Here is a 25,319-nt window from a genome sequence, read left to right on the forward strand (position 1 = left end):
TTAGTATATAAAATCAGTAGATAATATCAGATACCACGGCGAAGGCAGTCGGCCTTTCCGATCTCACACATTGGCAGAGGGAAATCCCATGTCGCGTCCAAAGCTTGTGGGTCTTGCTGGAACCCACAGTCGTCCGTCGAAATCCCGTACGCTGGTCGAGACGATAGCCGCTGTTGCCGGCGAACGGTACGGCTTCCGTCGAGGTATTTACGATCTTCATGATGCCGGCCCGTCGCTCGGCCAGGCATTGCGTTTTGACGATCTCGATCCGAATGGAAAGCAATTGATCGAGGACATCACTACGGCCGATATCCTGGTCATCGGCTCGCCGACGTACAAAGGCAGTTACCCCGGCCTCTTCAAGCACCTGATCGACTTGATCGATCCGCTCGCTTTGCGCGGCAAGCCGGTGATTGTCACGGCGACCGGCGGTGGTGACCGGCATGCGCTGATGGTGGAACATCAGCTACGCCCGCTCTTCGGCTTCTTCATGTCGCATACGCTGCCGACCGCCGTCTATGCCGCAGACCGCGATTTTACCGACTACCGGGTCACTGCCGAACCGCTCCGCCAGAGGATAGAGCAAGTGGTCAGTGAAGTCGCGGCGTTCTTTCCGGCAGTAGTCGCACCGACTGCCGTAGCCGCCGAATAAGGCAATACGGAAAAGACGGCGAGGTGATCTCGTCAACGCCAGCCGAGAGCCGGCGCGACGTGCGTCAGGATTGCCTCGATCACATGCGCATTGTAGTCCACGCCGAGCTGGTTGGGCACGGTCAAGAGCAGCGTGTCGGCCTCTGCGATGGCCTCGTCCTTGGCCAACTGATCGATGAGAATATCCGGCTCGGCGGCATAGCTGCGTCCGAAGATCGCCCGGGTCTTCTCGTCGATGAAACCGATCTTGTCCTCGTTCTGGTTCTGGTATCCGAAATAAGCACGGTCGCGATCGTCTACCAGCGCAAAGATGCTGCGGCTTACCGATATGCGCGGCTCCCGCTCGTGACCGGCCGCTTTCCACGCCTCCCGGAATGCACGGATCTGGTCGGCTTGCTGGATGTGGAACGGAAGCCCGCTCTCGTCGTCCTTGAGCGTGGAGCTCTGCAGGTTCATTCCGAGCTTCGCCGCCCAGACGGCGGTGGCGTTCGAGCCGGCGCCCCACCAGATTCGGTCGCGCAGGCCCTCGGAATGCGGCTCGACGCGCAGCAAGCCGGGAGGATTGGGGAACATCGGCCGCGGATTGGGCTGCGCGAAGCCTTCGCCGCGCAGCACGTCGAGCAGAACCTCGGCGTGGCGCCGGCCCATGTCGGCGTCGGTCCCGTCCTCGGGCGGCTCGTAACCGAAGTAGCGCCATCCCTCGATCACCTGCTCCGGGGATCCCCGGCTGATGCCCAGTTGCAGGCGTCCGCCGGCGATGATGTCGGCTGCGCCCGCATCTTCCGCCATGTACAGGGGATTCTCGTAGCGCATGTCGATGACGGCCGTGCCGATTTCGATGCGGCTGGTTTTCGCGCCGACTGCCGCCAGCAGCGGAAACGGCGAGGCAAGCTGTCGGGCAAAGTGATGGACGCGAAAATACGCCCCGTCCGCGCCCAGCTCCTCGGCGGCCACAGCAAGGTCGATGGACTGCAGAAGCGCTTCGGATGCCGAGCGCGTCTGCGATTGGGGCGAGGGCGTCCAATGTCCGAAGGATAGAAAGCCGATCTTTTTCATGGGTCATCCAGCGTGAAAGTGTGGCCTGTGCAGCTCAAGCGTGATCGCACAATTCAAGCTTCAGATATAGGCAGCATTCGGCATTTGCCGACCTGGAGCGTCGAAATGGCTCTAAGCCGGACCATCGACCAATATGAAGGGTTGACCTTTCGAGCAGGTCTCTATGCGAGCTGAAACCTTATAGACATCACCCAGCATCCGCGGCGTGATGACCTGCGAAGTCAGACCACTCATCGCCATTTCGCCATTGGCTATGACGATGGTGTTCTCGCAGAAGCGTAGCGCATGATTGAGATCGTGCAGCGCGATCAGGACGACGATGCCGGTCGTGCGGGCAAGATCGCCAACGAAGCTCAGGACCTCGATCTGGCGGTGAAGGTCAAGTGCGGATGTCGGTTCATCCATCAACAGCACCTCGGGCCTGCGGACCAGAGCCTGCGCCAGCGAAACAAGCTGCCGCTGTCCGCCGGAAAGCTCGCCCAATCCGCGGAAGGCGAGATCCTCGATACGCAGGGCCTTCAATATGGCGTCGATCTCGAAAAGCTCGTCGTCGCGGACACGCCAGCCACCGCCCTGCTTGGCAGACAGCAGAACGGACTCGTAGACGGTCAGGACGGCGTTGGCGCCGCTATCCTGCGGCATGTAGCAGATCGTGCGCTCACCCCGGTCCGTATCGGAAAGCTGGACCAGTCCCGGTCCCGAAATCAGCCCGGCAATGCGTTTGAACAGCGTCGATTTCCCGGCGGCGTTGGGGCCGATCACGGCCGTGATGCTGCCGCTCTTCAGCGTGTCGATGCCGACTTTCGAAAGAACGGTCGTGCGGCCATAGGAGGCGCCGACATCCTTCAGCGCAAGTGCTACCAAGCGCGCCTCCTGTTGCTGAAAATGAGTGCGAAGAAGAACGGAATTCCAACCAGTGCGGTGATGACGCCGATCGGCAGGATCGCGCCGGGAATGAGCATCTTGCTGACGACGGACGTGACCGACAGCAACAGCGCACCGCAGATGAGCGAGCCAGGCAGGAAGAAGCGCTGATCCTCTCCCACCACCATGCGCGCGATGTGCGGCCCGACAAGGCCGACGAAGCCGATCGTGCCGACGAAGGAGACCGGAATAGCCGCCAGCAGGCTGACAGTCAGCATCGTCTGCAGGCGGAGGCTGCGCACGTTCACGCCCATGCTGGCCGCCTTGTCGTCACCGAGGCGAAGGGCCGTCAGCGCCCACGCATTCCTCATGAACAGCGGCACGGTGACGACAACGACGGCGGCGGTGACGTAGACCTTGCCCCAGGTCGCCTTCGTCAGGCTCCCCATCGTCCAGAACACCACGGCAGCCAGCGCCTGTTCGGACGCCAGATATTCAAGCAATGACAATGCCGCATTGAAGGTGAAGACCAGCGCGATACCGAGCAGCACGATCGTTTCGACCGTGACGCCGCGCATTGTGGAGGCGAAATAGATGAACAGCGATGCCAGCATGGCCATTACAAAGGCATTGAGCGGCACCATGTATTGGATCGCACCGGGAAAGACCGCAATGCCGGCCACCAGAGCGAGCGCTGCGCCGAAGCTTGCGGCGGCCGAGATGCCGAGCGTGAAAGGGCTGGCGAGCGGATTGGACAGGATGGTCTGCATCTGTGCGCCGGCGAGTGAAAGCGATGCGCCCACCGTCACTGCCATGAGGGCGATCGGCATGCGGATGTCCCAGATCACGACGCGTAGCTGATCGCCGACGGCAGACGGGTCGAACAATGCCGAGAGTACCTGCGAGATCGTGTAATTGGCCGGTCCGAGGGCCATGTCGACGGCGATACTGACGGCCAACGCGATCGTCAGGAGGGCGAGAATGAGGATCCGCCGAAAAGCCAGGGCGCGATATTGGTCGCGCCCTGTAACGATCATCTCGGAAGCGGTGCTGGCCATCCGCTATTCATCCTTCAGGGAGACGAAATAGCCCGGCTTGTAGTCCAGCGGCAGGAAACGGGCATGGAGTTCCTTGAAGGTCGATTCGGGATCGAGATCCTTGAAGAGAGCGGGGTGCAGCCACTTTGCAATCTCCTGGATCGCAACGAACTGATAGGGGTTGTTGTAGAACTGGTGCCAGATGGCATGCACGTTGCCATCCTTGACGGCTTTCACGCCGGTGAAGGCCGGACGCTTGGTGAGGTTTTCCAGCTTGTGGCGAGCCTCGTTGAGATCGGCGCCGTAACCGACGCCCACCCAGGCACCGCCCGGCACATAGGCCTCCCACTTGCCGCCGGTCACGATGATCTGGTCGGGATTGGAGGCGATGATCTGTTCCGGGTTCACCGTGCCGAAGGTGCCGGGAATAATGTCCTTGGCCATGTTGGTGCCGCCGGCGATCTCGACCATCTTGCCGAAATTCTCATTGCCGAACGACATGCAGCAATCGTCGGAATAGCCGCCGGCACGCTCTACGAAGACTACCGGCTTCTTCGGGTTGTCCTTTTCGAGGACATCCGTGACGCGCTTGATCGCATCGGCGCGGAATTTGATGAACTCCTCCGCCAGCTGCTCCTTGCCCATCAGCTTGCCCATGATGCGCATGCTCGGCTCTGTATTTTCCATGGGCTTTTCGCGGAAGTCGACATAGACCAGCGGAATGCCGACCTTGCCGAGCTTTTCGATATAGCCTGCCTCTTCCGTTGCCGTCTTGGCGTCGATGTTCATCAGGATGACATCCGGCTTCAGCGCGACGGCCTGCTCGATGTCGAAGGTGCCGTCCTTCATGCCGCCGAAGGTCGGCAGCTTGGCGATATCGGGATATTTCGCGAGATAGGCCGCGTAGGTTTCCGGATCAGCCTTCGGAAGGTCGTCGCGCCAACCAACGACGTGTTCGAACGGCGCTTCCTTGTCCAGCGCGGCCAGGAAGTAGATCTGACGTCCCTCACCCAGGATGATGTTCTTGACCGGGACGTCGACCTCGACATCGCGGCCGGTTACGTCTTTAAGGGAAATCTTGTCGGCCAAGGCCGGCCAGACAGAGGCCAGAAGGAGGCCTGCCGAGAGGGTTGCCGCTTTGAAAATGAGGCGCATCAAAATGACTCCGGTGGAAATTGAATGCCCTGTATTATTTTATGATTGCAATGGTCAAGTTTTATCTTTTAGAGCAATTCGAAACTGAAATAGGCAACGCATCAGGAAAAAATGACAGAGATAACGGGCCACAACTATGGATTACGGGACGAGATAAAGGCCTACTGGTCCGCCCGTGCCGAGACTTTTGATCTTTCGCCGGGCCATGAAATATTTTCCGAGGCCGAACGTCGCGCCTGGCACGAACTTATATTGAAGCATCTGGGTCGCGGTGAAGGCCGCAGAGCTCTTGATCTCGCCAGCGGTACGGGCGTCGTTTCCCATCTGATGGACGATCTTGGCTACCAGGTCACCGGTCTGGACTGGTCGGAGTCAATGCTGGAGCGCGCTCGTGCGAAGGCCAAGCAACGTGGCCGCACGATCCGGTTTCAAATGGCGGATGCGGAAAATACGATGGAGGCGGATGAAACCTACGATGTTATCGTCACTCGCCATCTGGTGTGGACGCTTGTCGACCCGGCTGCGTGCTTCCGTGAGTGGCTGAGGGTCCTGAAGCCCGGCGGCAAGCTTTTGATCGTCGATGGCGATTTCGTCAATGTCGGGCCGGGAGAGAAGCTGGTCAAGCGCCTGGCAGCATGGCTGGAAAGCGTCGGCATCCTCAAGCAGGATCCGCTGCATGCCCCGCCCGGCCTTGCAGATCGACACAAGGAAATCCTGGCGCGCGTTCATTTTTCAAATGGCGCCCGCGCAAGTGACGTCGCTTCCCTTTTGGAAACAGCCGGATTTGCCGCTGTCGAGGTGGATACGAACATGCGCAGCATCCATCGGACGCAGGCGAAGAATTGGAATTATCTCAAAGCGCTCGCGCGCGGCTTGCAGCACCGATATGCGATCGTAGCCACAAAGCCCGAATGAACCTGACGGGGGGAGACGAAGCTTCGCCCCAACTCCCCATTCGAGCTTATTCCGCGGACTGAGCGAGCGCTGGCAGAAAGTTGCGATATGCCGCTGCCGGATGCGGTGCGACAAGTCGCGGACCATGACCGCCGAGTTTTTCGCGGAGCGTGCCTTGGCGGTATTCCGTCTTGTAGACGCCGCGCCTCTGAAGTTCGGGCACCAGGAGTTCTACCGCGTCCTCGAAGCTTTCCGGCGTTATCGCATAGGCAAGATTGAAACCGTCGACATCGGTATCTTCTACCCATTCCTGCATCAGGTCTGCGACGGTGGAAGGCGAGCCGACGAAGACCGGGCCAAAGCCGCCGACGCCGACCCAGTCGGCCATTTCGCGCACCGTCCATTCCTTGCCTGGGTCGATGGTTGTGAAGGTCTCGACAGCAGACTGAACGGCGTTGGTGTAGCGGTGACGCAGCACCTCGTCTGGTCCGAACTGACCGAAATCGATACCGGTCCAGCCGGAGATCAGCGTCAGCGCACCTTCGAACGAAGCATATTGGCGATATTCGTTGAACTTGCGCTGCGCTTCGGCATCCGTCTCACCCAGGACAACGGTCTGAAGATTGAAGGATAGAATCTCGCGCGGATTGCGCCCGAGGCGCTCGGCCGCCTGCCGGACATTGGCGACATAGCGTTTGAGCACGGTCTTGGAGGGGGCGGCAACGAAAATGCACTCGGCATGGGCGCCGGCAAAATCCTTGCCACGGCTGGAGGCGCCGGCCTGATAGAGCACCGGCGTGCGCTGCGGAGAAGGCTCGCTTAGGTGAATGCCGGGTACCGTGAAATACTTGCCGGAATGACGGATCGGATGAACCTTTTCCGGATGGGTGAAGATGCCCTTCTCCCGGTCGCGCACGACGGCGTCATCCTCCCAGCTGCCCTCCCAGAGCTTGTAGCAGACCTCGAGATATTCATCGGCAAGATCATATCGATCGTCGTGATTCGTCTGAGCTTGCTGGCCGATATTGAGTGCACCGCTGTTGAGATAGGAGGTGACGATGTTCCAGCCGACGCGGCCGTGCGTCAGGTGGTCGAGCGTCGAGATCCGCCGCGCAAAGGTGTAGGGATGTTCGAAGGAGAGCGAGGCCGTCAGACCGAAGCCAAGGTGTTCGGTTTCATAAGCCATGGTGGGGATCAGCTGCAGCGGGTCGTTGACGGGCACCTGCGCTGAATGCCGCAGGGCAGCATCCACATTGCCGTTCAGCACGTCATAGACACCGAGGACATCGGCAATAAACAGGCCATCGAACTTGCCGCGCTCCAGGGTCTTTGCCAAATGTACCCAGTAATCGAGATCCTTGTAGGTCCAGGACTTGTCCCGCGGATGCCGCCAAAGGCCCGGTGATTGATGTCCGACGCAGTTCATATCAAAGGCGTTCAGCCTGATTTCGCGGCTCATGTCGTTATTCCTGCATATGATGGGCGCCGGTCAGGCGCCGGCGGTCTTTCTGTTGATGAAGCTGAACGCCAGGACGGCGAAGATGAGAGTGCCCGTGCCGACCTGTTGCCAATAGAAATTCAGGCCCGTCAGCAGCAGGCCATTGGCGACGATGCTGAGAAGCAGAACGCCAAGCACCGTTCCGGCGACATTCGGGCGCCCCAGCGGTGAGAGCGTCGTGCCGATGAAGGTTGCGCCGATGGCGTTGAGGAGAAAGGCGTTGCCGGAGGAGGGGATGTAGACAGTGACGGTCGCCGTCAGGATGAGGCCTGCAGCGGCCGAAATCAATCCGGCAAGAATGAAGGTTACCACAACATGGCTTGCGAGCCCGATGCCGGAATAGCGCACGACGCTTGGCTGGATGCCGATCGAAAGAACGACGCGGCCGAAGCGTGCGCGGGCAAAGAGAAGAGCCGCCGCCGCGATGATGGCGATTGCAATCGCGAGCGGCACGGGAAAGCCGGCGATGTTGCCGTGGCCGAGGAAACGGAAGGCGTCGGGCACGCCGGACGGCGGCAGATAAACGGGATTGCCGCCATTCGTCAGCAGTTGTTGCACGCTGCGGCCGATGAATAGCGTGCCGAGTGTTGCAAGAAACGGCGACACACCAATGCCAGAGATCAGGACGGCGTTGAAAGCCCCAACAGCAGCACCGGCGGCAAGACCTGCCAACAGACCGAGCGCCACCGGCTCTCCGGCGAGCACGAGCGAGACGAAGGCGAAGCTCGCAAAATCCACGGCCGTTCCGACCGAAAGGTCAATACCACCGACGGATACGGCAAAGGTCATGGCGATCGAAACGATCGCGAGCAGTGTGAAATTGTTGACCAGGATGCTCTGCAGATTGGCTGATGTCAGAAAGGTGGGTGCGACCGCCGAAAAGATCGCGAAGATCACGACCAGTGCCAGGACGAGGCCATATCGGGCAAGACCTACGAGCGATCGTTCGGTCAGAGTGGCGGGTGAAGCGGGCATGGTCAGATCTCCCGTTTGCGCAACAATGTCGTCGCCGACACCACGATCAGAATGAGCAGCCCCTGAACGCCGCTGACCAGCGTGCTCGAGATGTTCAGAAGCTGGAAACCGTTGACGAGGAAGCCGACGAGAAGGGCCGAGAGGAGCGTTCCGGTGACTGTCGGCACGAGACGGCGCGAGAAGACGGAGCCGAGCAAGGCTGTGACCACGACCGGAAGGAGCATCTCACCAGATCCGGTCGTGCTGCCGCTCAGGTAGGAAACGGAGAGAATGCCGGCGATGCCGCCGCAAAGGCCACTCCCGATGAAGGCGCCCGCAAGCAGCCGCCTGAGCGGCAGGCCGGCGGCGCGTGCGGCATCGGGAAACTCACCAATGGCGTAGAGGCGGAGACCGAGCGGCGTATATTGCACGACTGCAGCCGCGATCGCTGTGAAGCCGATAAGAACATAGGCGAGAACCGGAATGCCGAAGCCATCGGCGGCCGATAGTGTCGCCAAAAAATCCGTCGAGGCGGGGACGACGGTATTCTGCGTCAGGAGGAGTTCCAGGCCGGCAACGACATTCATGACGGCGAGTGTCGCAAGAAGCGGGACGATGCCCGCCAGAACGACGGCGGCGGCATTGACGGCGCCGATTGCAAGTCCTGTGAGGAGTGCGCCTGCGGATGCCGTCAGATCCCCATAGCCAAGTTGCGTCAGTGTGGCATAGACAGCGGCGCTGAGACCCATATTGGCCGCAAGCGAAAGATCGATGCCGCCGGTGATGACGTTAGCGCCACCGGCGATCAATACGATAGTCAATCCGATCGCAAGGACTCCCGAAATGGCCGACTGGCCGAGAACAATGCCAATGTTTGCGATGGTGAGGAAGTAGGGTGCGGTGAGCGAAAATGCGGCTAGGATCACGGCAAAGGCCAGCAGCGAGCCGAAGCGCAGAGCCGCGGCTGCTATATTGCCCGTGGGCCGCCTCGCGCGACCCGTACAGGGGCCCGCGAGGGGAGCGAACTGGACGTCAGCCGACATGGCGCAATCCCTCCGAAGCACCGGTCGATGCCGCCAGCACTTCATCCGTCGTGGTTTGAGAAGAGACGAGTTCGCGGATCAGGTGCCCGCGAAAGAAAACGAGAATGCGATTGGTGATGCCGACAAGCTCCGGCAGATCCGACGAAAGCACGATGACGCCGGCGCCCCTGGCGGCGAGCTCACCGATAAGCGTGTAGATTTCCACCTTCGACCCGATGTCGACGCCGACGGTAGGCTCGTCGAGGAGATAGATTTCCGAGTGGCGGCTCAGCCATTTGGCGATCGCAACCTTTTGCTGATTGCCACCGGACAATGTGCGGACTAGCGCATCGCGGCCGGCCGCCTTGATCTGCAGGCGCCTGATAAGCTCATCGGTATCGGCGCGTTCGCGCTTCCGCTTCAGAAAGCCCAAGCGCGTATAGCGTGAAAGGCTCGAAAGCGTGATGTTTTCGGTCAGACTGAGATCGAGGCCGACGCCGTGACCGCGCCGGTCCTCGGGCACCAAAGCAATCTGCCGGTCGACGGCCTCCACCGGCTTGCGCGGTTTTGCAGACTTCCCGTCCATCTCGACGTTGCCGGATGCCGCCTGTTCCAAGCCGAAAAGGGTGCGGATCAGATCCTTGGCGCCGGACCCCAGCAGGCCGGTGATGCCGAGCACCTCGCCGCGGTGGAGCGTAAAACTGATGTTCGTGAAGCGGTTTGGCGAGGTCAGGTCCGAGACCTTCAGGATCTCGCCGCCACGCTGCACCTGGCGCTTCGGGAACATGTCGGCGATCTCGCGCTCCACCATCAGCCTTGCGATCGCACCAGCCGAGGTTTTTTCGATCGGCAGCGATGCCACATCGAGACCGTTGCGCAAGACCGTCACGTGATCGCATAACTCTTCGATCTCGTTCAGGTAGTGCGAGATGTAGAGAATGGTGACGCCCTCGTCGCGCAGGCGCCGGATCAGACGGAACAGAATTTCGGCCTCACGCCGAACCAGCGCTGCCGTCGGCTCGTCGAAGACCAGCACTTTCGGCCGATTGAGCAGCGCGCGCGTGATTTGGACGATCTGGCGCTCCGCGGTGGAGAGGTCGCTGATCAGGGCGTTGCTCGGCAGATCTACTTCGAAGTAGTCAGCGAGAATTTCGTGTGCGCGGCGCTTCATGCGCCGGCGGTCGAGAAACGGCGTACCGGCGAGCCGCGGTTCGCGGCCGAGAAACAGTGCCTCGCCGACCGTGAATGTCGGCACCAGCAGCCGGTCCTGATGGATGAAATGAATGCCCAGCGTCTCGATGAGATGCGGCGTCAGATGGCCGAAGGCTCGGCCCTCGATCTCGATCGTTCCTGCGTCCGGTTTGTACAATCCGGCAAGCAGCTTGATGAGCGTCGATTTGCCGGCACCGTTCTGGCCGACGAGGCCGTGAACCGTGCCGCGTCTGATGGCAAGCGAGGCTCCGGCAAGGGCCTGTGCTCCGCCGAAGCGTTTCACGATACGGTCGAAGCGAATGGTGTCGTCATCGCGATTGTCTGTCTGCACGGGCGAAGTTGCGGTCATTTTCTGGATCCAGATGGGCGATGCGGCGTTGACCGCATCGCCGGTCGAGGGTTCATCCGATGCCAAGCTTCTTGGTCACTTCTGCAACATTGGCCTTGTTGGCGAGAAGTGCAGGCACATAGGTTTCGCGCGGCAGGGCCTGGCCGGCGAGCAGCCTGGCGACGTTGCGGATCGCGGTGCGCCCGATCTCGGCCGGCTGCTGGGCCGCGTCGGCGCCGGCAGGCGAATTCGGATCAGCGACGAGCTGCAGGACTTCCGGGCTTCCGTCGACGCCATAGGTGCGGATTTCGGTGCGACCGGCTGCCACAAGAGCCTGGGTGGCGCCAAGCTGGGGAATATCCCAGGCCGACCAGATCGCCTTGATCGACCCTTTCTCCGGATATTTATTAAGGATCGCCGTGATCTGCGTGAAGGCGTCCTGCACCGTGTTGGGAATGACGTCGCGCAGCTCCGGCTGGATGATCTTCACCTTCGGAAAATATTTGATGACATTGACGAGCTGGTCGTAACGGATCGCGCAGGGCGTGACGCCGTAGAAACCGTTGAAGACCACGACATTGCCTTCGCCGCCGATGTCGGAAACGAGCTGCAGCGCGAGATCCTTGCCGATACCCCAATTGTCGGAGGTGGTATTGTTGATGGAATTCGTCGAGCCGACGTCGACGGTCAGGACCGGAATGCCGGCGTCTCGGGCCTTCTTCAGCCATGGATCGATGACGCTGAGCGTGCCGAGGATCTGGACAATGGCATCCGGCTTCTGCGCTATCAGTGTCTGAAGTTGCGCGACCAGTTTGCCGTCGTTTCTGCCGGCATCGACCGCGATCGGTTCGCCCCCGAGGCGTTTCACTTCTTCGATCTGGGCATTGTAAGCCTGGAGATCGAAATAGTGGTCGGTGCCCGTCGCGCTGATGGCGATGCGCTTGCCTTTCAATGACAGATCATCGCCTTCAGCCGCAGCAGACTGTCCGGCAAAGACGCCCGCGCCTGCAAAGGTCGCTCCGGCGACGGCAGCGAGCTTCAAGATTTCCCGGCGCCCGAGACCGGATTTCTGTTCTTCATGCATGGGATGCCCTCTCGTTTCTATAATCCATAAATTATATATATTTAGAAGAAGAAAGAGGAACGCTATTCCAAAAGCAGCGGCCTGCGAGAAAAGTTCTCCAAGCGCCGGGCAATGATCAGCGGTCGCTGTTTCGTCCGAGCCCGTAGGTCAGTGCCAGCGCGCCGACAAGCACTGCACCCTTAACGAAATCCTGGGTGTAGTAGGGGGCATTCAGCATGGTGAGCCCATTGAGCAGCATGCCGACGAAAACCGCGCCGACGATTGTGCCGAGCACGTTCGGGCGGCGAAGGTTGAGGACGGCAAAACCGATCAGTGCGGCTGCAACCGAAGCCATCAACAACGAGCCGCCGGAGGAAACATCGCCGCGACCGACGCGCGCGGCTATGACGATACCGCCGAGAGAGGCCAACGTGCCCGAGATCACGTAGGCGAATGTCTTCAACCGTGTCGTGGATGCGCCGGCAAGTCGTGTGGCGACCTCGTTGCCCCCGGTTGCGAAAAGCAGCCGACCGATGCGGGTGCGCTCGGTGAGAATGAAGAGGACGATCGCAACGACCGTCATCAGCACGACGGCGACCGGTAGGATGCCGAAAATATTGTAACGGCCGATCAACAGGAAAGCGGGATCATAGGCGCCAGATGCCTTGGAGCCGTCAGGCAGAATGAGGCCGGCGGAGATCGAGCGTCCGGCCGTCGGAATGAGCTGCAGGCCCGACAGCAGGAACATCATGGCAAGCGTGGCCAGGAGATCCGGCACGCGCAGGCGCACGATGAGAAAGGCGTTAACAAGACCGACCACGGCGCCGAAGACCAGGACCAGCGCCACGGCGGCGAAGGCATCGAGACGCCAGACGATCATGGCATAACTTGCCGCCATGACGCTGGAGGCCGCAACCGCGCCGATCGAGAGATCGAAACCGCCAACGGCAAGGGTGACCGTTATCCCCGCCCCCAGAATGGCAACAACCGACACTGCCTGCAGGATGCTCATCAGATTGCCGATCTTGATGAAGGCTGGCTCTGCCAAGGTGAAGCCGATTACCATCACACCGAGCAGGATGAACACGGCACCGGCGCGCAGGAACGTGCCGAAAGTCGGGAGGCGATTGTCATCGCCATTGGCTTCTGGCGCTGCAGTAGCCTTGTGAAGAGCCTCGTCGTCGATCGTCGTCATGCGGACATTCCCTGAACGGCTGAAGAAGAGGCCGCGTCGCTCGTGACGGGCCGCAGCGTGTGATGGTCGATGGTGAGGATCCGGTCCGCGACCTCGTAGGCCTCCTCCGGATCAGAGGTGGCAATCAATGTCGCCCGGTCGGTGCGCGCACAGATCGCCTGGATGATGTCATGGCGAGCGCCGACATCCACGCCCTGGAAGGGTTCGTCGAGCAGCAGCAGGCGGCTCGGCTCCGCTTCCCAACGGGCGATCACCGCCTTTTGCTGGTTGCCGCCGGAGAGTGTCCAGACTGAGGCGAGGGGACCTGCCGCCTTGATGTGGAGGCGGGAGATCGCCTGCTCCGCTTCGTGCCGTTCACGGCCGCCGAGGAGGAAGCCGTGCGGATACCATTTGGAAAGATGCGGCAAGCCGATGGTCGCAGCCAGCGAATTGCCCGGCCAGCCGGGCGGCATCAAAGAGGACCGATGCCGATCCTCCGCAGCCATGGCGACGCCGGCGGCAATCGCATCCGCTGGCGATCTTGGCCGATACGACCGGCCGTCGAGGAACATCTGGCCGCAGGCCAATCGCGCGATCCCAAAGATCGTCGAAAGCAGCCGGCTCTTTCCGGCCCCGAGTGCGCCGGTGACGGCCACGACCTCGCCTTCGTGCAGAAAGAGATCAAAGGGTTCGCTTTCCCGGCAGCAATCGGGCATCGCGCAATTCGAAGACGATGGGTCCGGTCGCGGATCGGGCATCCGGGCGGGCGGCGTCCAACCGGCGGCCGATCATCGTTTCGATTGCGCCCGAAAAATCGATCGGTCGGGCAAAACTGCCGACGACGCGGCCACCACGCATGACGAGCGCACGATCGGCGACAGCTTCGAGATCGGCGGTGCGATGGGAAATGTAGAGAACTGCCAATCCCCGCGCACGCAGGCGGATCAGAATGTCGAAGAGGCGGCGGCTTTCCTCGCCGGAGAGGCTGGCGGTCGGCTCGTCGAGGATCAGGAGATCGGCTCTGTTTGCAAGGGCGCGCGCAATTGCCAGAAGCTGACGGTCGGCGGCGGTGAGATCGCCGAAGTCGTTATCGAGCGGCAAGGAAAAACCGGCCGCGTCGAGTATCGCTTTCGCCTCGCGGCGGATGCTCGCCCGGGAAACGAAAAATGGTGTGCCGCGCCCGGCGAAACGATGGAGGAGAAGGGTATCAGCCACTGTGAGGCCGGCGGCACCGACGAGATTGGTCGATTGGTGTACGGTGACGACACCGGCCCTTGCCGCTTCCGAAGGGCTTGCCGGCGCGTAAGGCCGGCCGTTTAGGCGCATTGCGCCGCCATCAGCGGCAAGCACGCCCGAGAGGAGCTTCACCAATGTCGATTTGCCGGCACCATTGGCGCCCATCAACGCGACGATTTCCCCCCGCTCGATCGAGAAATCAGCGCCAGCGAGAGCGCGCGTCGACCCGAAGCTGCGGGTGATGTTTTCAACATGAAGAAGCGACATCAAACAAGGTCCGGATCTGCTTTCAGGTCCGAATATTGCCCACGCAGCCGCTAAACTTCCAGGCAGCCCATGCCGCCAGTGAGCTGTGAAGGGAACAAAGAATCTCCTGAAGCCGGTAAAATCGGATCATTTAATCTACTAAAAACATAGAGTTTATATTTAATAATTTCATGCGTCGCGAGGTGCTGCCGACCTGTGAGACGACGCTTCCGATTGACCAGAAGGATCGCGACAATGAAATCCCTCGCATGGCTGGCGCTATCTACTGCGGCCATTCCGCTCTTTTTTGCCCAGTCGTCTTTTGCCGACGGCATTGCCGGCGCGCCTGCCCCTTTTGACAAGGGCGGTGTCAAGCTTGCGCTGATCAGCTATATCTCCGCCGGTGACTTCTTCCAGGCCTATCAGGTAGGGGCGGCAGCGCAGGCGAAGGCGCTCGATATCGACCTGCGCATCTTCCCCGGAAGACAGGACGCCGCCGAACAGCGCGAGCAGATCCTGCAGGCGATCAACCTCGGCGTTTCCGGCATCGTCGTCGACCATGGCCTGCCGGAATCGCTTGGCGACGTCGTGCAGCAGGCGCTCGACAAGGGCATCAAGGTCGTCGCCTTCGACGTCAATCTCAACAACCCGAAGATCCCGCAGGTGGAGCAGAGCGACCATGAGCTCGCTAAGCTCGCGCTCGACCAGGTTGTGACGGACAACGGCAAGAGCTTCAATGCCGGCTATGTCTATGTCGCAGGCTTCGCCCCGCTCGACCGCCGCAACGAGGTCTGGGAGAAGTTTAAGTCGGAAAATACGGGTGTGGCCGAAAAGGCTCGCTTCGGTAATGTCAGCGACACGACGGCAACCTCGACCGCCGACCAGGCAAAGGCCGCATTGACCGCCAACCCAGACATATCCGTCGTCTTTGCCCCCTATGACGAGTTTGCCCGTGGCGTGAAGCTTGCCGCCAACGACCTCGGTATCGCCAGCAAGCTGAAGATCTATTCGGCTGACGTCTCTACCGCCGACATTCAGGAGATCACCGAAGAGGGCAGCCCGTGGGTTGCGACGGTTGCGACCAATCCGGCCGTGATGGGTGCGGTTTCCGTCCGTGCCGCAGCACTTCAGATCGCCGGTCAGGAGGTTCCCCACCAGATCACGGTGAAGCCGACGCTGCTGACGCAGGAAAGCCTGCGCGCCGCCGGTGTCAAGACGATCGAGGAACTGGCGCAGAAGATCCCGGCCTTCAGCACAAGTGAGGCGGCGACCGCGAGCTGGATTCCGAACAAGCTCTTCTAAGCTGCCTGTCTCGATCTTCCAGCGGGGGTGTGCGGCCCCCGCCGGACCATTTTTCAAGGAACGGAGCCTGACCCCCATGAGCCAGTCCAATGTCATCTTTGCAACCAACAGCAACACGACGCGAGAGAACCTCTTTGTCCGCGCCAAGGAAATTTCGGCCGATCTTTCCTGGCGTGCCGCCGAGCTCGACCGTGAGGGCCGCCCGCCGCTTGCGGAAATCGTCAAGCTGAAGAATGCGGGGCTGCTGAACGCGCTGCACGCGCGACAGATCGGCGGCGGCGGTCTCGACTGGGTGGACGGGTTGAAGCTCGTGCGCATCCTTGCCCGCGGCGAGAGCTCTATTGGCCAGCTCCTTGGCTATCACTTCGTCAACAGCCAGTACATCTACTGGGCGCTCGATGAGGCCAGTGCGCATGCGCTCGGGGCAGAGACGGTCGCGAAAAACCTCTACTGGGGCGCGGCCGTCAATCCACGTGATCCCGGCCTGGTGCTGACCCGGCGCGGCAGCGGCTATGTGCTGAACGGCCGCAAATCCTTCTCCACCGCCGCTCATGTGTCCGACTACATCAATGCCAATGCGGCCCTCGACGACAAGATCGTCGGCTTTGCCGTTCCGACCAATCGGCCGGGCTATAGAGCCAATGACGACTGGGACAATTTTGGTCAACGCCTTTCCGACAGTGGCAGCGTCGAGTTCCACGATTTCCCCGTCTATGCGGAGGATTTCGTCGACGCGCCAGCAGCGCCCGATGCTGCGCCACCGGTTCTTTCGACCTTCAACACGCCCTTGATCCAGCTTGTCTTCGTCAATTTCTATCTCGGCACGGCCGAAGGCGCGCTGCAGGCAGCCGTCGACTATGTGCGCACGACGACGCGGCCCTGGGTCACTTCGGGCGTCCAGCGTGCAGCGGACGATCCCTATATCCTGGAGCGCGTTGGTGAGTTCACTGCGGCACTCAAGGCCTCAGCTGCACTGGCCGATAGCGCGGCTGCCGCCGTCCAGGCTGCTCTTGCGAAAGGCCATAGTGTGACGGCTCGCGAGCGTGGCGAGGCGGCGGCGGAAGCCTATGCTGCCAAGGTGCATGCAACGAACGTCTCGCTCGACATCACTTCGCGCGTCTTCGAACTGACGGGCGCCCGCTCGACCGCAGACAAGTATCGTTTCGACCGTTTCTGGCGGAACGTGCGTACCCACACACTGCACGATCCGGTCTTCTACAAGGCCAAGGAGGTCGGTGAGTTCGTACTGAACGACAGGATCCCGGAAGTCAGCCTCTATAGCTAAGGCTTGGCGCATATCCGTGGTGAAAACCCTTTTCCGAGGTAGGGAAATGGGGTTTTCATTTGGCGCTGGGAGGATCAGAGCGCGCCGTTTTTTGGTGGTATGACGCCGTTCAGGTGATAGTTGCCGACGACATGGTATTTCCAGCGCACCGGATCGTGCAGCGTGTGGGTGCGCGCATTACGCCAGTGCCGATCGAGGTTGAGGTCGAGCTTTACAGAAGAGGTTCCGGCGAGCTCGAAGAGCGTGTCAGAGGCTTCTATGGCGATCTCGGTCGTCAACACCTTGGCGGCCGCCACGGCCAGCGTTGCCTCCACCACCTTCTCCTCTGTCGTATCGATTTGCGCGGCATCGACTTTGCGGCCGGCGCTTTCGATCAGCACCGTGGCTGCCTCCAGCCGGATGGCGATCTGCCCAACCTTGGCGATCGTCAGAGGATCGTCTGAAGCGCGCTCGACGCCGCTATCCATCCAGGGCCGCGATTTCGTGCGAACAAAATCCAACGTTTCGGCGAAGGCGGCGCGGGCAATGCCGAGGTCGATGCCAGCATGGATAATCTGGCCGACCGAGCCGATCGTCGTCGGCCGCTCGAAGCCCTTGTGATGGAAAACGACGCAATCGGCCCTGACATAGACATTGTTCAACACCGTCGTGCCGCTGCCCGTCGTGCGCTGGCCGAAACCGTCCCAGTCGTCGACGCTCTCGACGCCTTCCGTGCCCTTCGGCACGAAAGCCATGACCAGTCGATCCTCCTCGTCGAGTGCAAAGACCGTGACCCAATCGGCGAAGAGCACGCCGGTGGAATAGTACTTCGTCCCGTTGATGCGATAGCCCGGTCCATCGGGCGTGATGCGCGTATTGTAGTGGCCGACGGTCTTGCTGCCACGCTCGGAAAGGGCATTGCCAAAACGGTCGCCAGCGAGCGCGCGGGAGAAGAAGTAGCGCTTCTGCTCTTCGCTTCCGTCCGCCCGCAAGGCTTCGAGAATATAGAAGTGGTTTTGCGGAATCTGGCCGATCGAGCCGTCGGCTTCCGAAAGGATCGCGGTTACTTCCGCCAGCACCGAATTGGAGACATCCAGTCCGCCATATTGCTCTGGAACAGTTATTCCCAGCAACCCGGATTGCGACAAAGCATCGAGTTCTTCGAATGGGAGGAGTCTCTCGCTGTCCCGCCGCGAAGCGGTCGTTGCAAACCGTCTCGCGAGTTCCCGCGCCACGGCGATTGCCTGCTGCTCATTTTCAAGCAGGTTCGCCACCGGGCGGGCCGGCGCGCGGTGCGTCAATGGCGCATTCATAGATTTCTCTCCGTTTCATTCCGCGTCACGATGCAGCATTCGCGGGCATGGTTCGAGGAACGAATTTTTCTTTTTGGACAGAGCTACGGACGGCAATTTCTTTGTCCATAGATTTTCTGGACAATACCGGCAATACCGGCACTCGCTGCGTCGGTGCACCGAGCGCCCAGCCGCGGCCGAGCGCTGGATCAGATGTCGAAAACGTCACTCGGAAACTATGTCCAAACTGTTCCAGCCAGCGGGCAGCGGCGTCGGGCGCTCGATTGCAACCTCTTCCATGACAAGATGCGTCACATTGTGTGTAAAGACACCTGGCAGCCCCCCCGGATAGTCGACAAGACCGAGGATCTTGCCGTCGGCACCGCGCAGCCAGGCGTTGCCTCGTCCCTCGGCACCTTCCGGAGGCGCCAGATCGGCATTGGTGGGACGAAGATCATATTGCCTTGCCGTTCCAAGCGGGCCTTCGTCCATTGTCAGGTCAATGTTGTGCAGGATGATACCGTCGATACCGCCGGCTTTTTCTGCGAACAAATTAATTGCGCCGTGGCAACGCCCCTTGATGTTTTCGGCGGTGACATTGCGGACCACTCCAGCCGGCAATTCCGGGCGGCGGTCGAGCTGGGTTATCGTCAGAGGTTCGCCGGATCCCCAGAATCCGTCCGGCGTTTCATGGCAATCGAGCTCGATATCCGAAAAGACGATGTCTTCGATGATGCCGCCGTCCCGGGAGAAAATTCCGAGCCCCCGGTTGGACGCTTCAACCTTCGAGCGTGAAAAACGAACGTTGCGAACGTCGCCGAAGCTTTCTGTACCGATCTTCAGCGCGCAACTCTTGCTCTCGACGACACAGCCGGAAATTTCGACGTTCTCGCAGATGGAGATGCCTCTGTCGCTCCGGCTCGTCTTCAGGCAGATGCCATCGTCTGCCGTTCTGATGATGACATCCCTGATCGTAACATGCCTGCAGCTGTCGATGACCACTCCATCGGTGTTCGGCAGTTGCCGATTGTTGGATATCTCCACGTCGCTGATGGCGACGGTTTCGCACCGGACCAGATGAACCGTCCACATCGGAGAGTCTTCGATGAAAACGCCTTCAAGCCTGACGTTGCGGCAATCCTCCAGAACAAGGATGCGAGGACGCTTTTCGCTCGGGGTGAAAGTCCCGACGCTCTCGTCGAACCCGGTCCTGAAAGCGTGGCCGGCGCCGAGAATCCTGCCCTTGCCGACGATGGCGATATCGCGCGCGTTTTGCGCCGTGATATAGGCCCGGTCGGAAGCCTCCGCTATCACGCTCACGGAATTGGAGGCGTAATATTCGTAGTTGGGGGTGAACTCGAGCGTCGCGCCTTCCTGAATGACCAGTGTTACGCCGCTGCCGAGCCTGAGCGGACCCGCGACATGCCATCCAGGCTCCAGTAGCAGCCTTCCTCCTCCAGCGGCGATCAGCTGGTCGATCACGCCCTGAAGATCAGCGACATCAGTTTCGACGGAAATTTCCATTCTGTATCCTTCCCATGAGAGCGGGCAAATTATGCCGGCCCGATTTATTCGTCAACACGACGAACTAATTGAGCCAGTCCGCCAGCGGCTATATTGACACGATCAAAAACTCGTATTTAATTCGTCATGGTTACGAACAAACAAGCGCCTGCGAGGAGCTGGAGGGCAGGCTGCAACATCGTTGAAATCCTGAAAAATGATGAGCTGAGAAGGGGAACCTATGAAACCGCTCAAGACATTGATGATGGCCGCCACTGCCGTGGCGATGACGATTTCGGCTGCGGCCGCTTCCGAGCTGAAGATCGTATGGTATGTCGACAATGACCAGCAGGAAGCAAATACCAGAGCCCTGCTCGACCAGTACACAAAGCTGCATCCCGACACGACCTTTGACCTCGAAATCACGCCCTATGACGGCATGATCCAGAAATTCCAACAATATGCAGCATCCGGCATCATGCCAGATCTGTCTCTGACCTCATCGATGGAGCCGGTCATTCGTCCGTTCCTCGTTGATTTCAGCAAGGAAATCGGGCCCGAATGGATCAATGATTTCGTCAAGGGATGGGGCGATGGTGCCAAGCTCGGCGAGAAAGTCATTGCTGCGCCGCTTCACGTGACCTCGACAGGCATTTTCCTGAATGTCGACGCCTTCAAGAAGGCGGGCGTCGCGATCCCGGACGCAGCGACCGGCTGGACCTGGGACGAGTTCATCCCCAAGATCAAGGAAGTTGCCGAAAAATCCGGCACCCGCTATCCGCTGGTCTGGGACGTGTCGGCCAGCCGCTGGATCGTGCACGAATATCAGTACGGCAACCACATCTATACGGAAAAGGAGCCCGTGAAGGTCGTGATGGACGAGGCGGCCTGGACGACGGCGCTCGACAAGTTCATCGATATTACGAAGGCAGCCATGCCGCCCGGCCTCTGGTCCGGCGCAAGCTCCGACAACCCGAAGGAAATCTTCACGGCCGGCCAGGCCGTGGCCTACATGTCGGGTAGCTGGCAGATCGCCGGACTGGCCGAGAATGCGCAATTCACCTGGCAGGCTGGCCCGACGCCGCACGGCACCGTCGCGTCGTCGATCTATGGCGGCGACTATATCGTCGCCTTCAACACCAGCCAGCATCTCCCGGAAGCGGTGGAATTCATCAAATGGATCACCTCGCCGGAAATCCAGGCGCAATACGCCAAGACCTTCGGTACGATCCCGGCAAACCTGAAGGCGCCCGCCGTCAAGTATGACAATCCGGCCGCGACCGAGGCGATCAAGGTCATGCAGAACGAGCTCAACGTCAGCCCTGTCTATGCGGCGACCGATCAGGCCTGGCCTCAGATGCAGGCCGTCTGGGGCACGGTCAAGACGGCCGTCACCCAGGCCGTAGCCGGTCAGATTTCGTCGGCGGAAGCCATTTCGCAGATCAAGAAGGCTGCCGACGCCTCGCTTGAGGCAGGCAAGTGACCGCGCTCGTCATGGAAAAAGGCTCTTCGGCACTGGGTTCCCACCCGGTGCCGAAAGGCCGCAAGAGCAGCCTCGCAAGCCTTGGATGGCCGTATCTGCTGATGCTGCCCACCGTGGCGCTGCTCGTTACCTTTACGCTCTATCCGCTGGTGCAGGGCCTGTTCATGGCCTTCTTCCATCGCGGTGTCGTGGTTGTCCCGCAGGTGCCGAACACCCTGCCGCAATATGTCGGGCTTCAGAACTTCATCGGCCTTCTGAGCGACGCCGATTTCCAGATTTCACTGCTCAAAACGGTTCTTTTCGTCGTTGTTGCCGTTCCGCTGAACATCGTCGTATCGCTTTCGCTTGCGCTTCTGCTGTCGCCCCAGACGAAGCTGTTCGCAATCGTCCGCACGATCGTATTCTTCCCCTCGATGATCAGCCTGCTGATCATCGGTGTTTCCTGGCGTTGGCTTTTCGGCCTCAACAACGGTCTGGTCAATTACCTGCTGTCGCTCGCCGGTATTGCTCCGGTTCCGTGGCTGGAACAGGATACGATGGCGCAGGTTGCCATGATCATCGCCTGGGTATGGGCGCAAGCCGGTTTCAACATGATGATCTTCATCGCCGGCCTGACCGCAATTTCCTCCGATTATTACGAAGCCGCATCGATCGACGGCACCAGCAAATGGCGGCAGTTCACGCACATCACGCTGCCGCTCTTGAAGCCCACGTTGGCCGTTGTTCTCGTGCTGTCGTCGATCGAGGCCTTCAAGGTCTACGAGCTCGTCGTGTCGCTGACCGGCGGCGGCCCCGGCAAGGCCACGGTCTACCTGATCCAGACGATCTATGACACGGCCTTCCAGAAGCCGATGCAGGCAGGTGTCGCGGCAGCGCAGTCGATGGTGCTTTTCGTCATCCTGATGCTTCTGACGATCTTCCAGCTTCGCGTGTCGAGGGGAGAAAAATGACGCGTATCTACTCCCCCTGGCGACTGATCTTTGTCGCGATAACGCTGTTCGTCTTCTTGATGCCGCCTGTCTGGCTTTTCCTGTCCTCGCTGAAGTCGCAGCAGGAAATCTTCCAATGGCCGCCGACCATCTTTCCGGCCCAGCCGACATTGCAGAACTTCATCGATACCGTATCGCGGGCGAAGTTCCTGGTGTTCTTCCGCAATTCGGCCATTGTATCGGTGCTATCGGCGCTCCTTTCGGTCACGATCAGCGTCATGGCCGGTTATGCGCTGGCGAAGTTCCGCTTCAAGGGAGATACGCTTTTCTTCCTGCTCATCATGTCCTCGCTGATGGTGCCGCTGCAGATCATCATGATCCCGGTCTTTCTGGTGCTGCGCGACCTCAACCTACTCGATACGTTGGCAGGCATCATCATTGCGCCGGCTGCAACACCGACCGGCGTCTTCCTGATGCGCCAATACATCACGAACATTCCGGACAGCCTGCTCGAGGCGGCACGCATCGACGGCACACCGGAATGGCGAATTCTGCTGCGGATCATCGTGCCGCTGTCCATTCCTGCCATCGGTACGTTGCTTGCCTTCAATCTCGTATGGCGCTGGAACGACTATCTGTGGCCATTCCTGATCATCAGCGATCAGGACAAGTGGACGGTGCAGGTGGCGCTGGCAAACACAGTCGGTCGCTTTGGCATCAATTGGCCGCGGCTGCTGTCGATGTCGGTGCTCTCGGTTCTGCCGGTGCTCGTCATGTTCACGGCGCTACAGCGTCTCCTGATGAGCGGCCTGATGGCGGGCGCCACGAAGGAGTAGAGCCGGAGCTGGCCTGCACGAAAAAGCCTCCGGACTTCTTACCGGGCGCTTTTTCTTTTTGTGCGATTGGCCGCGCGTCGGGGTTCAGAACTCACTGATTAAGCCGTACTTGCCGAGATATCGACGACCACAAAGCCGCCGCTCAATGGTCAGCAAATCGCCCCGATACCGCCGCACGGAGCACTCTTAAAGGGTCCATCGTCACCGCCTTGCTCGGCCTTCCAGCGCTGAGCGATCACCAAGGCGGTCCTGCTGCCGATCAAATCGTGCACGTTACAGAGGAATGACTATGATCACTCGTTATACACCCGTTGCAACGTTGACCGCTGCGGTCTTCAGCTTGATGGTTTTCAGCCCGGCGTCCGCATTGGAAGTGGCCCAGGCGCAAGAGGCGCAGCCGACGCAAGGGCAGACCGGTGGCAACAGTGCGGCTCCGGCCGTCAGCGATCAGAAAATCCAGGCTTTTGCCGTTGCCTATCTGAAAGTCGACAAGGTCAGGCAGGAATATTCGGCCAAGATCGGAGCGACGCCGGACGAAACGGCGAAGCAAAAGCTAGAGACCGAAGCCAAGAACCAGATGGTTGAGGCCGTTAAAACCTCTCCGGACATATCCGTCGAGGAATACACATCAATTCTGACGGCTGCCCAGAACGATCCGGCTTTGGCGCAGAAGCTTCGGGATAAGATCGACAATTCGGCACCGGCGCAGCAATAACCTGCGCGCTCCATGGATCGGATAGCTCCAAGAGCAGTGCCCGCCGTTTGGCCGGGCACTGCGTTCTCATTTGAGCAGTTCACAGGTTTATCATCACTGATTTTGTTTCCGTGAACGCCTCGACACCTTCCCTGCCGTTTTCTCTTCCCCAACCTGACTGCTTGTATCCTCCAAAAGGAAGAGCATTATCTAGTGCACCGCCGTTAATTCGGACGGTACCGGACTTGAGTTTTTTTGCCATGTTATGAGCGATGCTTAGATTTTGCGTCCAGACAAAAGCCATGAGACCGTAGATGGTATCATTGGCCTCGGCAGCGATCTCATCGAGGCTGTCGTCATCAAATGACGTGGCGCATAGAACTGGGCCGAAGATCTCTTCACGCCGGACGGCCATCTCCGCGGTAGTGTTGGTCAAAATCGTCGGTTCTACAAAGTATCCGGATCGAGCGATCCGACGTCCACCTGCAATGACGGCGGCTCCCTCTGATCGGCCAGACTCCACATAGCCGAGAACACGATCAACCTGCTCCTGAGAAATAAGAGGTCCCATCTCCGTCGTTGGCTCCGTTCCGAGGCCAACCTTCAGCTTGGACGCCCGATCGACGAGGCCATCCAAGACCTTGTCGAAGACGCCTTTGTGCACATAAAGACGTGAGCCTGCGGTGCAGACCTGTCCAGCATTTCCGAAAATGGCGCGGAACACTCCGTCAATGCTACGCTCCAGATTGGCATCGGGAAAGACGATCGCAGGCGACTTACCGCCAAGCTCGAGTGTGACCCGTTTCATGTTGCTGGTGGCGGCATGAACGATTTTCTTGCCCACTTCAGTAGAGCCGGTGAACGAGATCTTGTCGACACCTGGATGTTCAACGATTGCGGCACCTGCATTGCCATAACCGGTAACGACATTAATAACACCGGGCGGAAAGCCAATTTGGGTGGCGAGTTCGCCTATCCTCAGCGCGGTCAGCGGCGTTTGTTCCGCAGGTTTCAAGACCACTGTGCAGCCTGCGGCAAGCGCTGGAGCAATCTTCGACACCGCCATAGTGAGAGGGAAATTCCATGGGACAATAAGCCCCGCGACCCCAACCGCTTCCCTGATTGTATAAGAATGCCAATCCCCCGAAAGGGAGACAACGGGAGCTTCGCCAGTAAGCTTGGTTGCCCAACCTGCATAATAACGAAGCTTGTCGGCGGCCGCGGGGACCTCCCATCCACGCGACGCGGTCAAAGGCTTCCCGTTGTCAAGCGTCTCGATCAAGGCGAGTTCATCGGCATGTTTTTCGATTTCCTCACCCAACTGGTAGATCAGCCGAGAGCGCTCTGCTGGGCTCATGCGGGACCAAGTACCGGTGTCGAATGCAGCGCGCGCGGCTTTGACGGCGAGGTCGACGTCGTCCAGACCGGCGTGAGCTACACGAGCAATCACTTCCTCGGTGGCTGGATTCACTACGTCGAACACTCTTCCTGATATAGCCGGGGTCTGCTTTCCATTGATAAGGAGCGTACCGCAACGGCTTAGAAAGAAATCGACGGCAGTCTGAATTGTGTTGGCGCTATCCATAACTTCCTCATAGCTATTTTTGATTCCGAAAGAGACGCGAG

General features: G+C 59.9%; 21 protein-coding genes and 1 pseudogene. 8 read left to right on the forward strand and 14 right to left on the reverse strand.

Going from position 1 to position 25,319, the window contains the following annotated elements:
• Positions 1–88: 88 nt before the first annotated feature.
• Positions 89–652 (forward strand): FMN reductase, encoded by a 564-nt coding sequence (msuE, locus tag AAE029_RS02310; protein WP_371071170.1) that lies wholly within the window; start codon positions 89–91, stop codon positions 650–652.
• A gap of 32 nt (positions 653–684) precedes the next feature.
• On the opposite strand, the gene AAE029_RS02315 is transcribed toward msuE, so the two are convergent.
• The 4 genes from AAE029_RS02315 to AAE029_RS02330 form a co-directional block, all read right to left on the reverse strand.
• Positions 685–1,707 carry an LLM class flavin-dependent oxidoreductase gene (locus AAE029_RS02315; RefSeq protein ID WP_371071171.1) on the reverse strand — a complete coding sequence of 341 codons (1,023 nt, stop codon included), beginning with the start codon at positions 1,705–1,707 and terminating at the stop codon, positions 685–687.
• A gap of 111 nt (positions 1,708–1,818) precedes the next feature.
• The gene (locus AAE029_RS02320; RefSeq protein WP_371071172.1) at positions 1,819–2,571 is read right to left on the reverse strand and encodes an ABC transporter ATP-binding protein; all 753 of its coding nucleotides are present in this window, start codon (positions 2,569–2,571) and stop codon (positions 1,819–1,821) included.
• Positions 2,565–3,629 carry a FecCD family ABC transporter permease gene (locus tag AAE029_RS02325; protein WP_371071173.1) on the reverse strand — a complete coding sequence of 355 codons (1,065 nt, stop codon included), beginning with the start codon at positions 3,627–3,629 and terminating at the stop codon, positions 2,565–2,567. The genes AAE029_RS02320 and AAE029_RS02325 overlap by 7 nt, the downstream gene beginning before the upstream one ends.
• Before the next feature lie 3 nt (positions 3,630–3,632).
• Positions 3,633–4,763 (reverse strand): ABC transporter substrate-binding protein, encoded by a 1,131-nt coding sequence (locus AAE029_RS02330; protein WP_371071174.1) that lies wholly within the window; start codon positions 4,761–4,763, stop codon positions 3,633–3,635.
• Positions 4,764–4,874: 111 nt separating this feature from the next.
• On the opposite strand from AAE029_RS02330, the gene AAE029_RS02335 reads away from it, so the two are divergent.
• A complete protein-coding gene (locus AAE029_RS02335; RefSeq protein ID WP_371071175.1) occupies positions 4,875–5,678 on the forward strand; it encodes a class I SAM-dependent methyltransferase in 804 nt (267 codons plus the stop codon).
• Positions 5,679–5,724: 46 nt separating this feature from the next.
• Here the strand turns inward: AAE029_RS02335 and AAE029_RS02340 are convergent, their stop codons facing one another.
• From AAE029_RS02340 to AAE029_RS02370, 7 genes and pseudogenes are all read right to left on the reverse strand, one after another.
• Positions 5,725–7,116, reverse strand: coding sequence for an LLM class flavin-dependent oxidoreductase (locus AAE029_RS02340; RefSeq protein WP_371071176.1), 1,392 nt, complete (start codon positions 7,114–7,116; stop codon positions 5,725–5,727).
• A gap of 30 nt (positions 7,117–7,146) precedes the next feature.
• Positions 7,147–8,130, reverse strand: coding sequence for an ABC transporter permease (locus AAE029_RS02345; RefSeq protein ID WP_371071177.1), 984 nt, complete (start codon positions 8,128–8,130; stop codon positions 7,147–7,149).
• A 2-nt stretch (positions 8,131–8,132) separates the two neighbouring features.
• Positions 8,133–9,152, reverse strand: a complete 1,020-nt coding sequence (locus tag AAE029_RS02350) for an ABC transporter permease (protein ID WP_371071178.1) — start codon at positions 9,150–9,152, stop codon at positions 8,133–8,135.
• A complete protein-coding gene (locus AAE029_RS02355; RefSeq protein ID WP_371071179.1) occupies positions 9,142–10,692 on the reverse strand; it encodes a sugar ABC transporter ATP-binding protein in 1,551 nt (516 codons plus the stop codon). The genes AAE029_RS02350 and AAE029_RS02355 overlap by 11 nt, the downstream gene beginning before the upstream one ends.
• A 52-nt stretch (positions 10,693–10,744) precedes the next feature.
• Complete coding sequence (locus AAE029_RS02360; RefSeq protein ID WP_371071180.1) at positions 10,745–11,755, reverse strand: sugar ABC transporter substrate-binding protein; 1,011 nt, start codon at positions 11,753–11,755, stop codon at positions 10,745–10,747.
• Positions 11,756–11,870: 115 nt separating this feature from the next.
• The gene (locus tag AAE029_RS02365; RefSeq protein WP_371071181.1) at positions 11,871–12,929 is read right to left on the reverse strand and encodes an ABC transporter permease; all 1,059 of its coding nucleotides are present in this window, start codon (positions 12,927–12,929) and stop codon (positions 11,871–11,873) included.
• Positions 12,926–14,411 (reverse strand): annotated as a pseudogene (locus AAE029_RS02370) (sugar ABC transporter ATP-binding protein). Before AAE029_RS02370 ends, AAE029_RS02365 begins: the two are co-directional and overlap by 4 nt.
• A 234-nt stretch (positions 14,412–14,645) precedes the next feature.
• Between AAE029_RS02370 and AAE029_RS02375 the strand changes: the two are divergent.
• Both AAE029_RS02375 and AAE029_RS02380 read left to right on the forward strand, forming a co-directional pair.
• Positions 14,646–15,692 (forward strand): substrate-binding domain-containing protein, encoded by a 1,047-nt coding sequence (locus AAE029_RS02375; RefSeq protein WP_371071182.1) that lies wholly within the window; start codon positions 14,646–14,648, stop codon positions 15,690–15,692.
• Between the two features lie 76 nt (positions 15,693–15,768).
• Positions 15,769–16,977: an acyl-CoA dehydrogenase family protein gene (locus AAE029_RS02380; protein ID WP_371071183.1), complete on the forward strand. Its 1,209-nt coding sequence runs from the start codon at positions 15,769–15,771 to the stop codon at positions 16,975–16,977.
• Between the two features lie 74 nt (positions 16,978–17,051).
• On the opposite strand, the gene AAE029_RS02385 is transcribed toward AAE029_RS02380, so the two are convergent.
• The gene (locus AAE029_RS02385) at positions 17,052–18,269 is read right to left on the reverse strand and encodes an SfnB family sulfur acquisition oxidoreductase (RefSeq protein WP_371071184.1); all 1,218 of its coding nucleotides are present in this window, start codon (positions 18,267–18,269) and stop codon (positions 17,052–17,054) included.
• A 204-nt stretch (positions 18,270–18,473) separates the two neighbouring features.
• Entirely contained in the window at positions 18,474–19,772 is a 1,299-nt protein-coding gene (locus tag AAE029_RS02390) for a glycoside hydrolase family 28 protein (protein WP_371071185.1), read from the reverse strand.
• Positions 19,773–19,992: 220 nt separating this feature from the next.
• On the opposite strand from AAE029_RS02390, the gene AAE029_RS02395 reads away from it, so the two are divergent.
• The 4 genes from AAE029_RS02395 (at position 19,993) to AAE029_RS02410 (ending at position 23,714) form a co-directional block, all read left to right on the forward strand.
• On the forward strand, positions 19,993–21,234 hold the full coding sequence (locus tag AAE029_RS02395; protein ID WP_371071186.1) for an ABC transporter substrate-binding protein: 1,242 nt from the start codon (positions 19,993–19,995) through the stop codon (positions 21,232–21,234).
• A complete protein-coding gene (locus AAE029_RS02400) occupies positions 21,231–22,184 on the forward strand; it encodes a carbohydrate ABC transporter permease (RefSeq protein WP_371071187.1) in 954 nt (317 codons plus the stop codon). Before AAE029_RS02395 ends, AAE029_RS02400 begins: the two co-directional genes overlap by 4 nt.
• A complete protein-coding gene (locus tag AAE029_RS02405; protein WP_371071188.1) occupies positions 22,181–22,999 on the forward strand; it encodes a carbohydrate ABC transporter permease in 819 nt (272 codons plus the stop codon). Before AAE029_RS02400 ends, AAE029_RS02405 begins: the two co-directional genes overlap by 4 nt.
• Before the next feature lie 283 nt (positions 23,000–23,282).
• On the forward strand, positions 23,283–23,714 hold the full coding sequence (locus tag AAE029_RS02410; protein ID WP_371071189.1) for a DUF4168 domain-containing protein: 432 nt from the start codon (positions 23,283–23,285) through the stop codon (positions 23,712–23,714).
• A 79-nt stretch (positions 23,715–23,793) separates the two neighbouring features.
• Here AAE029_RS02410 and AAE029_RS02415 read toward each other — a convergent pair whose 3' ends face one another.
• Positions 23,794–25,278, reverse strand: a complete 1,485-nt coding sequence (locus AAE029_RS02415; protein WP_371071190.1) for an aldehyde dehydrogenase — start codon at positions 25,276–25,278, stop codon at positions 23,794–23,796.
• Positions 25,279–25,319: the final 41 nt, after the last annotated feature.

Origin of the sequence: Sinorhizobium sp. CB7 (assembly GCF_041357635.1) — a bacterium.
GTDB lineage: Bacteria > Pseudomonadota > Alphaproteobacteria > Rhizobiales > Rhizobiaceae > Rhizobium.

What these genes read in the sequence shown, in the direction of transcription:
- msuE (WP_371071170.1), top strand. Translation starts at nt 89, where the DNA reads ATGTCGCGTCCAAAGCTTGTGGGTCTTGCTGGAACCCACAGTCGTCCG.
- AAE029_RS02315 (WP_371071171.1), bottom strand. Translation starts at nt 1,707, where the DNA reads ATGAAAAAGATCGGCTTTCTATCCTTCGGACATTGGACGCCCTCGCCC.
- AAE029_RS02325 (WP_371071173.1), bottom strand. Translation starts at nt 3,629, where the DNA reads ATGGCCAGCACCGCTTCCGAGATGATCGTTACAGGGCGCGACCAATAT.
- AAE029_RS02330 (WP_371071174.1), bottom strand. Translation starts at nt 4,763, where the DNA reads ATGCGCCTCATTTTCAAAGCGGCAACCCTCTCGGCAGGCCTCCTTCTG.
- AAE029_RS02335 (WP_371071175.1), top strand. Translation starts at nt 4,875, where the DNA reads ATGACAGAGATAACGGGCCACAACTATGGATTACGGGACGAGATAAAG.
- AAE029_RS02340 (WP_371071176.1), bottom strand. Translation starts at nt 7,116, where the DNA reads ATGAGCCGCGAAATCAGGCTGAACGCCTTTGATATGAACTGCGTCGGA.
- AAE029_RS02345 (WP_371071177.1), bottom strand. Translation starts at nt 8,130, where the DNA reads ATGCCCGCTTCACCCGCCACTCTGACCGAACGATCGCTCGTAGGTCTT.
- AAE029_RS02350 (WP_371071178.1), bottom strand. Translation starts at nt 9,152, where the DNA reads ATGTCGGCTGACGTCCAGTTCGCTCCCCTCGCGGGCCCCTGTACGGGT.
- AAE029_RS02355 (WP_371071179.1), bottom strand. Translation starts at nt 10,692, where the DNA reads ATGACCGCAACTTCGCCCGTGCAGACAGACAATCGCGATGACGACACC.
- AAE029_RS02360 (WP_371071180.1), bottom strand. Translation starts at nt 11,755, where the DNA reads ATGCATGAAGAACAGAAATCCGGTCTCGGGCGCCGGGAAATCTTGAAG.
- AAE029_RS02365 (WP_371071181.1), bottom strand. Translation starts at nt 12,929, where the DNA reads ATGACGACGATCGACGACGAGGCTCTTCACAAGGCTACTGCAGCGCCA.
- AAE029_RS02375 (WP_371071182.1), top strand. Translation starts at nt 14,646, where the DNA reads ATGAAATCCCTCGCATGGCTGGCGCTATCTACTGCGGCCATTCCGCTC.
- AAE029_RS02380 (WP_371071183.1), top strand. Translation starts at nt 15,769, where the DNA reads ATGAGCCAGTCCAATGTCATCTTTGCAACCAACAGCAACACGACGCGA.
- AAE029_RS02385 (WP_371071184.1), bottom strand. Translation starts at nt 18,269, where the DNA reads ATGAATGCGCCATTGACGCACCGCGCGCCGGCCCGCCCGGTGGCGAAC.
- AAE029_RS02390 (WP_371071185.1), bottom strand. Translation starts at nt 19,772, where the DNA reads ATGGAAATTTCCGTCGAAACTGATGTCGCTGATCTTCAGGGCGTGATC.
- AAE029_RS02395 (WP_371071186.1), top strand. Translation starts at nt 19,993, where the DNA reads ATGAAACCGCTCAAGACATTGATGATGGCCGCCACTGCCGTGGCGATG.
- AAE029_RS02405 (WP_371071188.1), top strand. Translation starts at nt 22,181, where the DNA reads ATGACGCGTATCTACTCCCCCTGGCGACTGATCTTTGTCGCGATAACG.
- AAE029_RS02410 (WP_371071189.1), top strand. Translation starts at nt 23,283, where the DNA reads ATGACTATGATCACTCGTTATACACCCGTTGCAACGTTGACCGCTGCG.
- AAE029_RS02415 (WP_371071190.1), bottom strand. Translation starts at nt 25,278, where the DNA reads ATGGATAGCGCCAACACAATTCAGACTGCCGTCGATTTCTTTCTAAGC.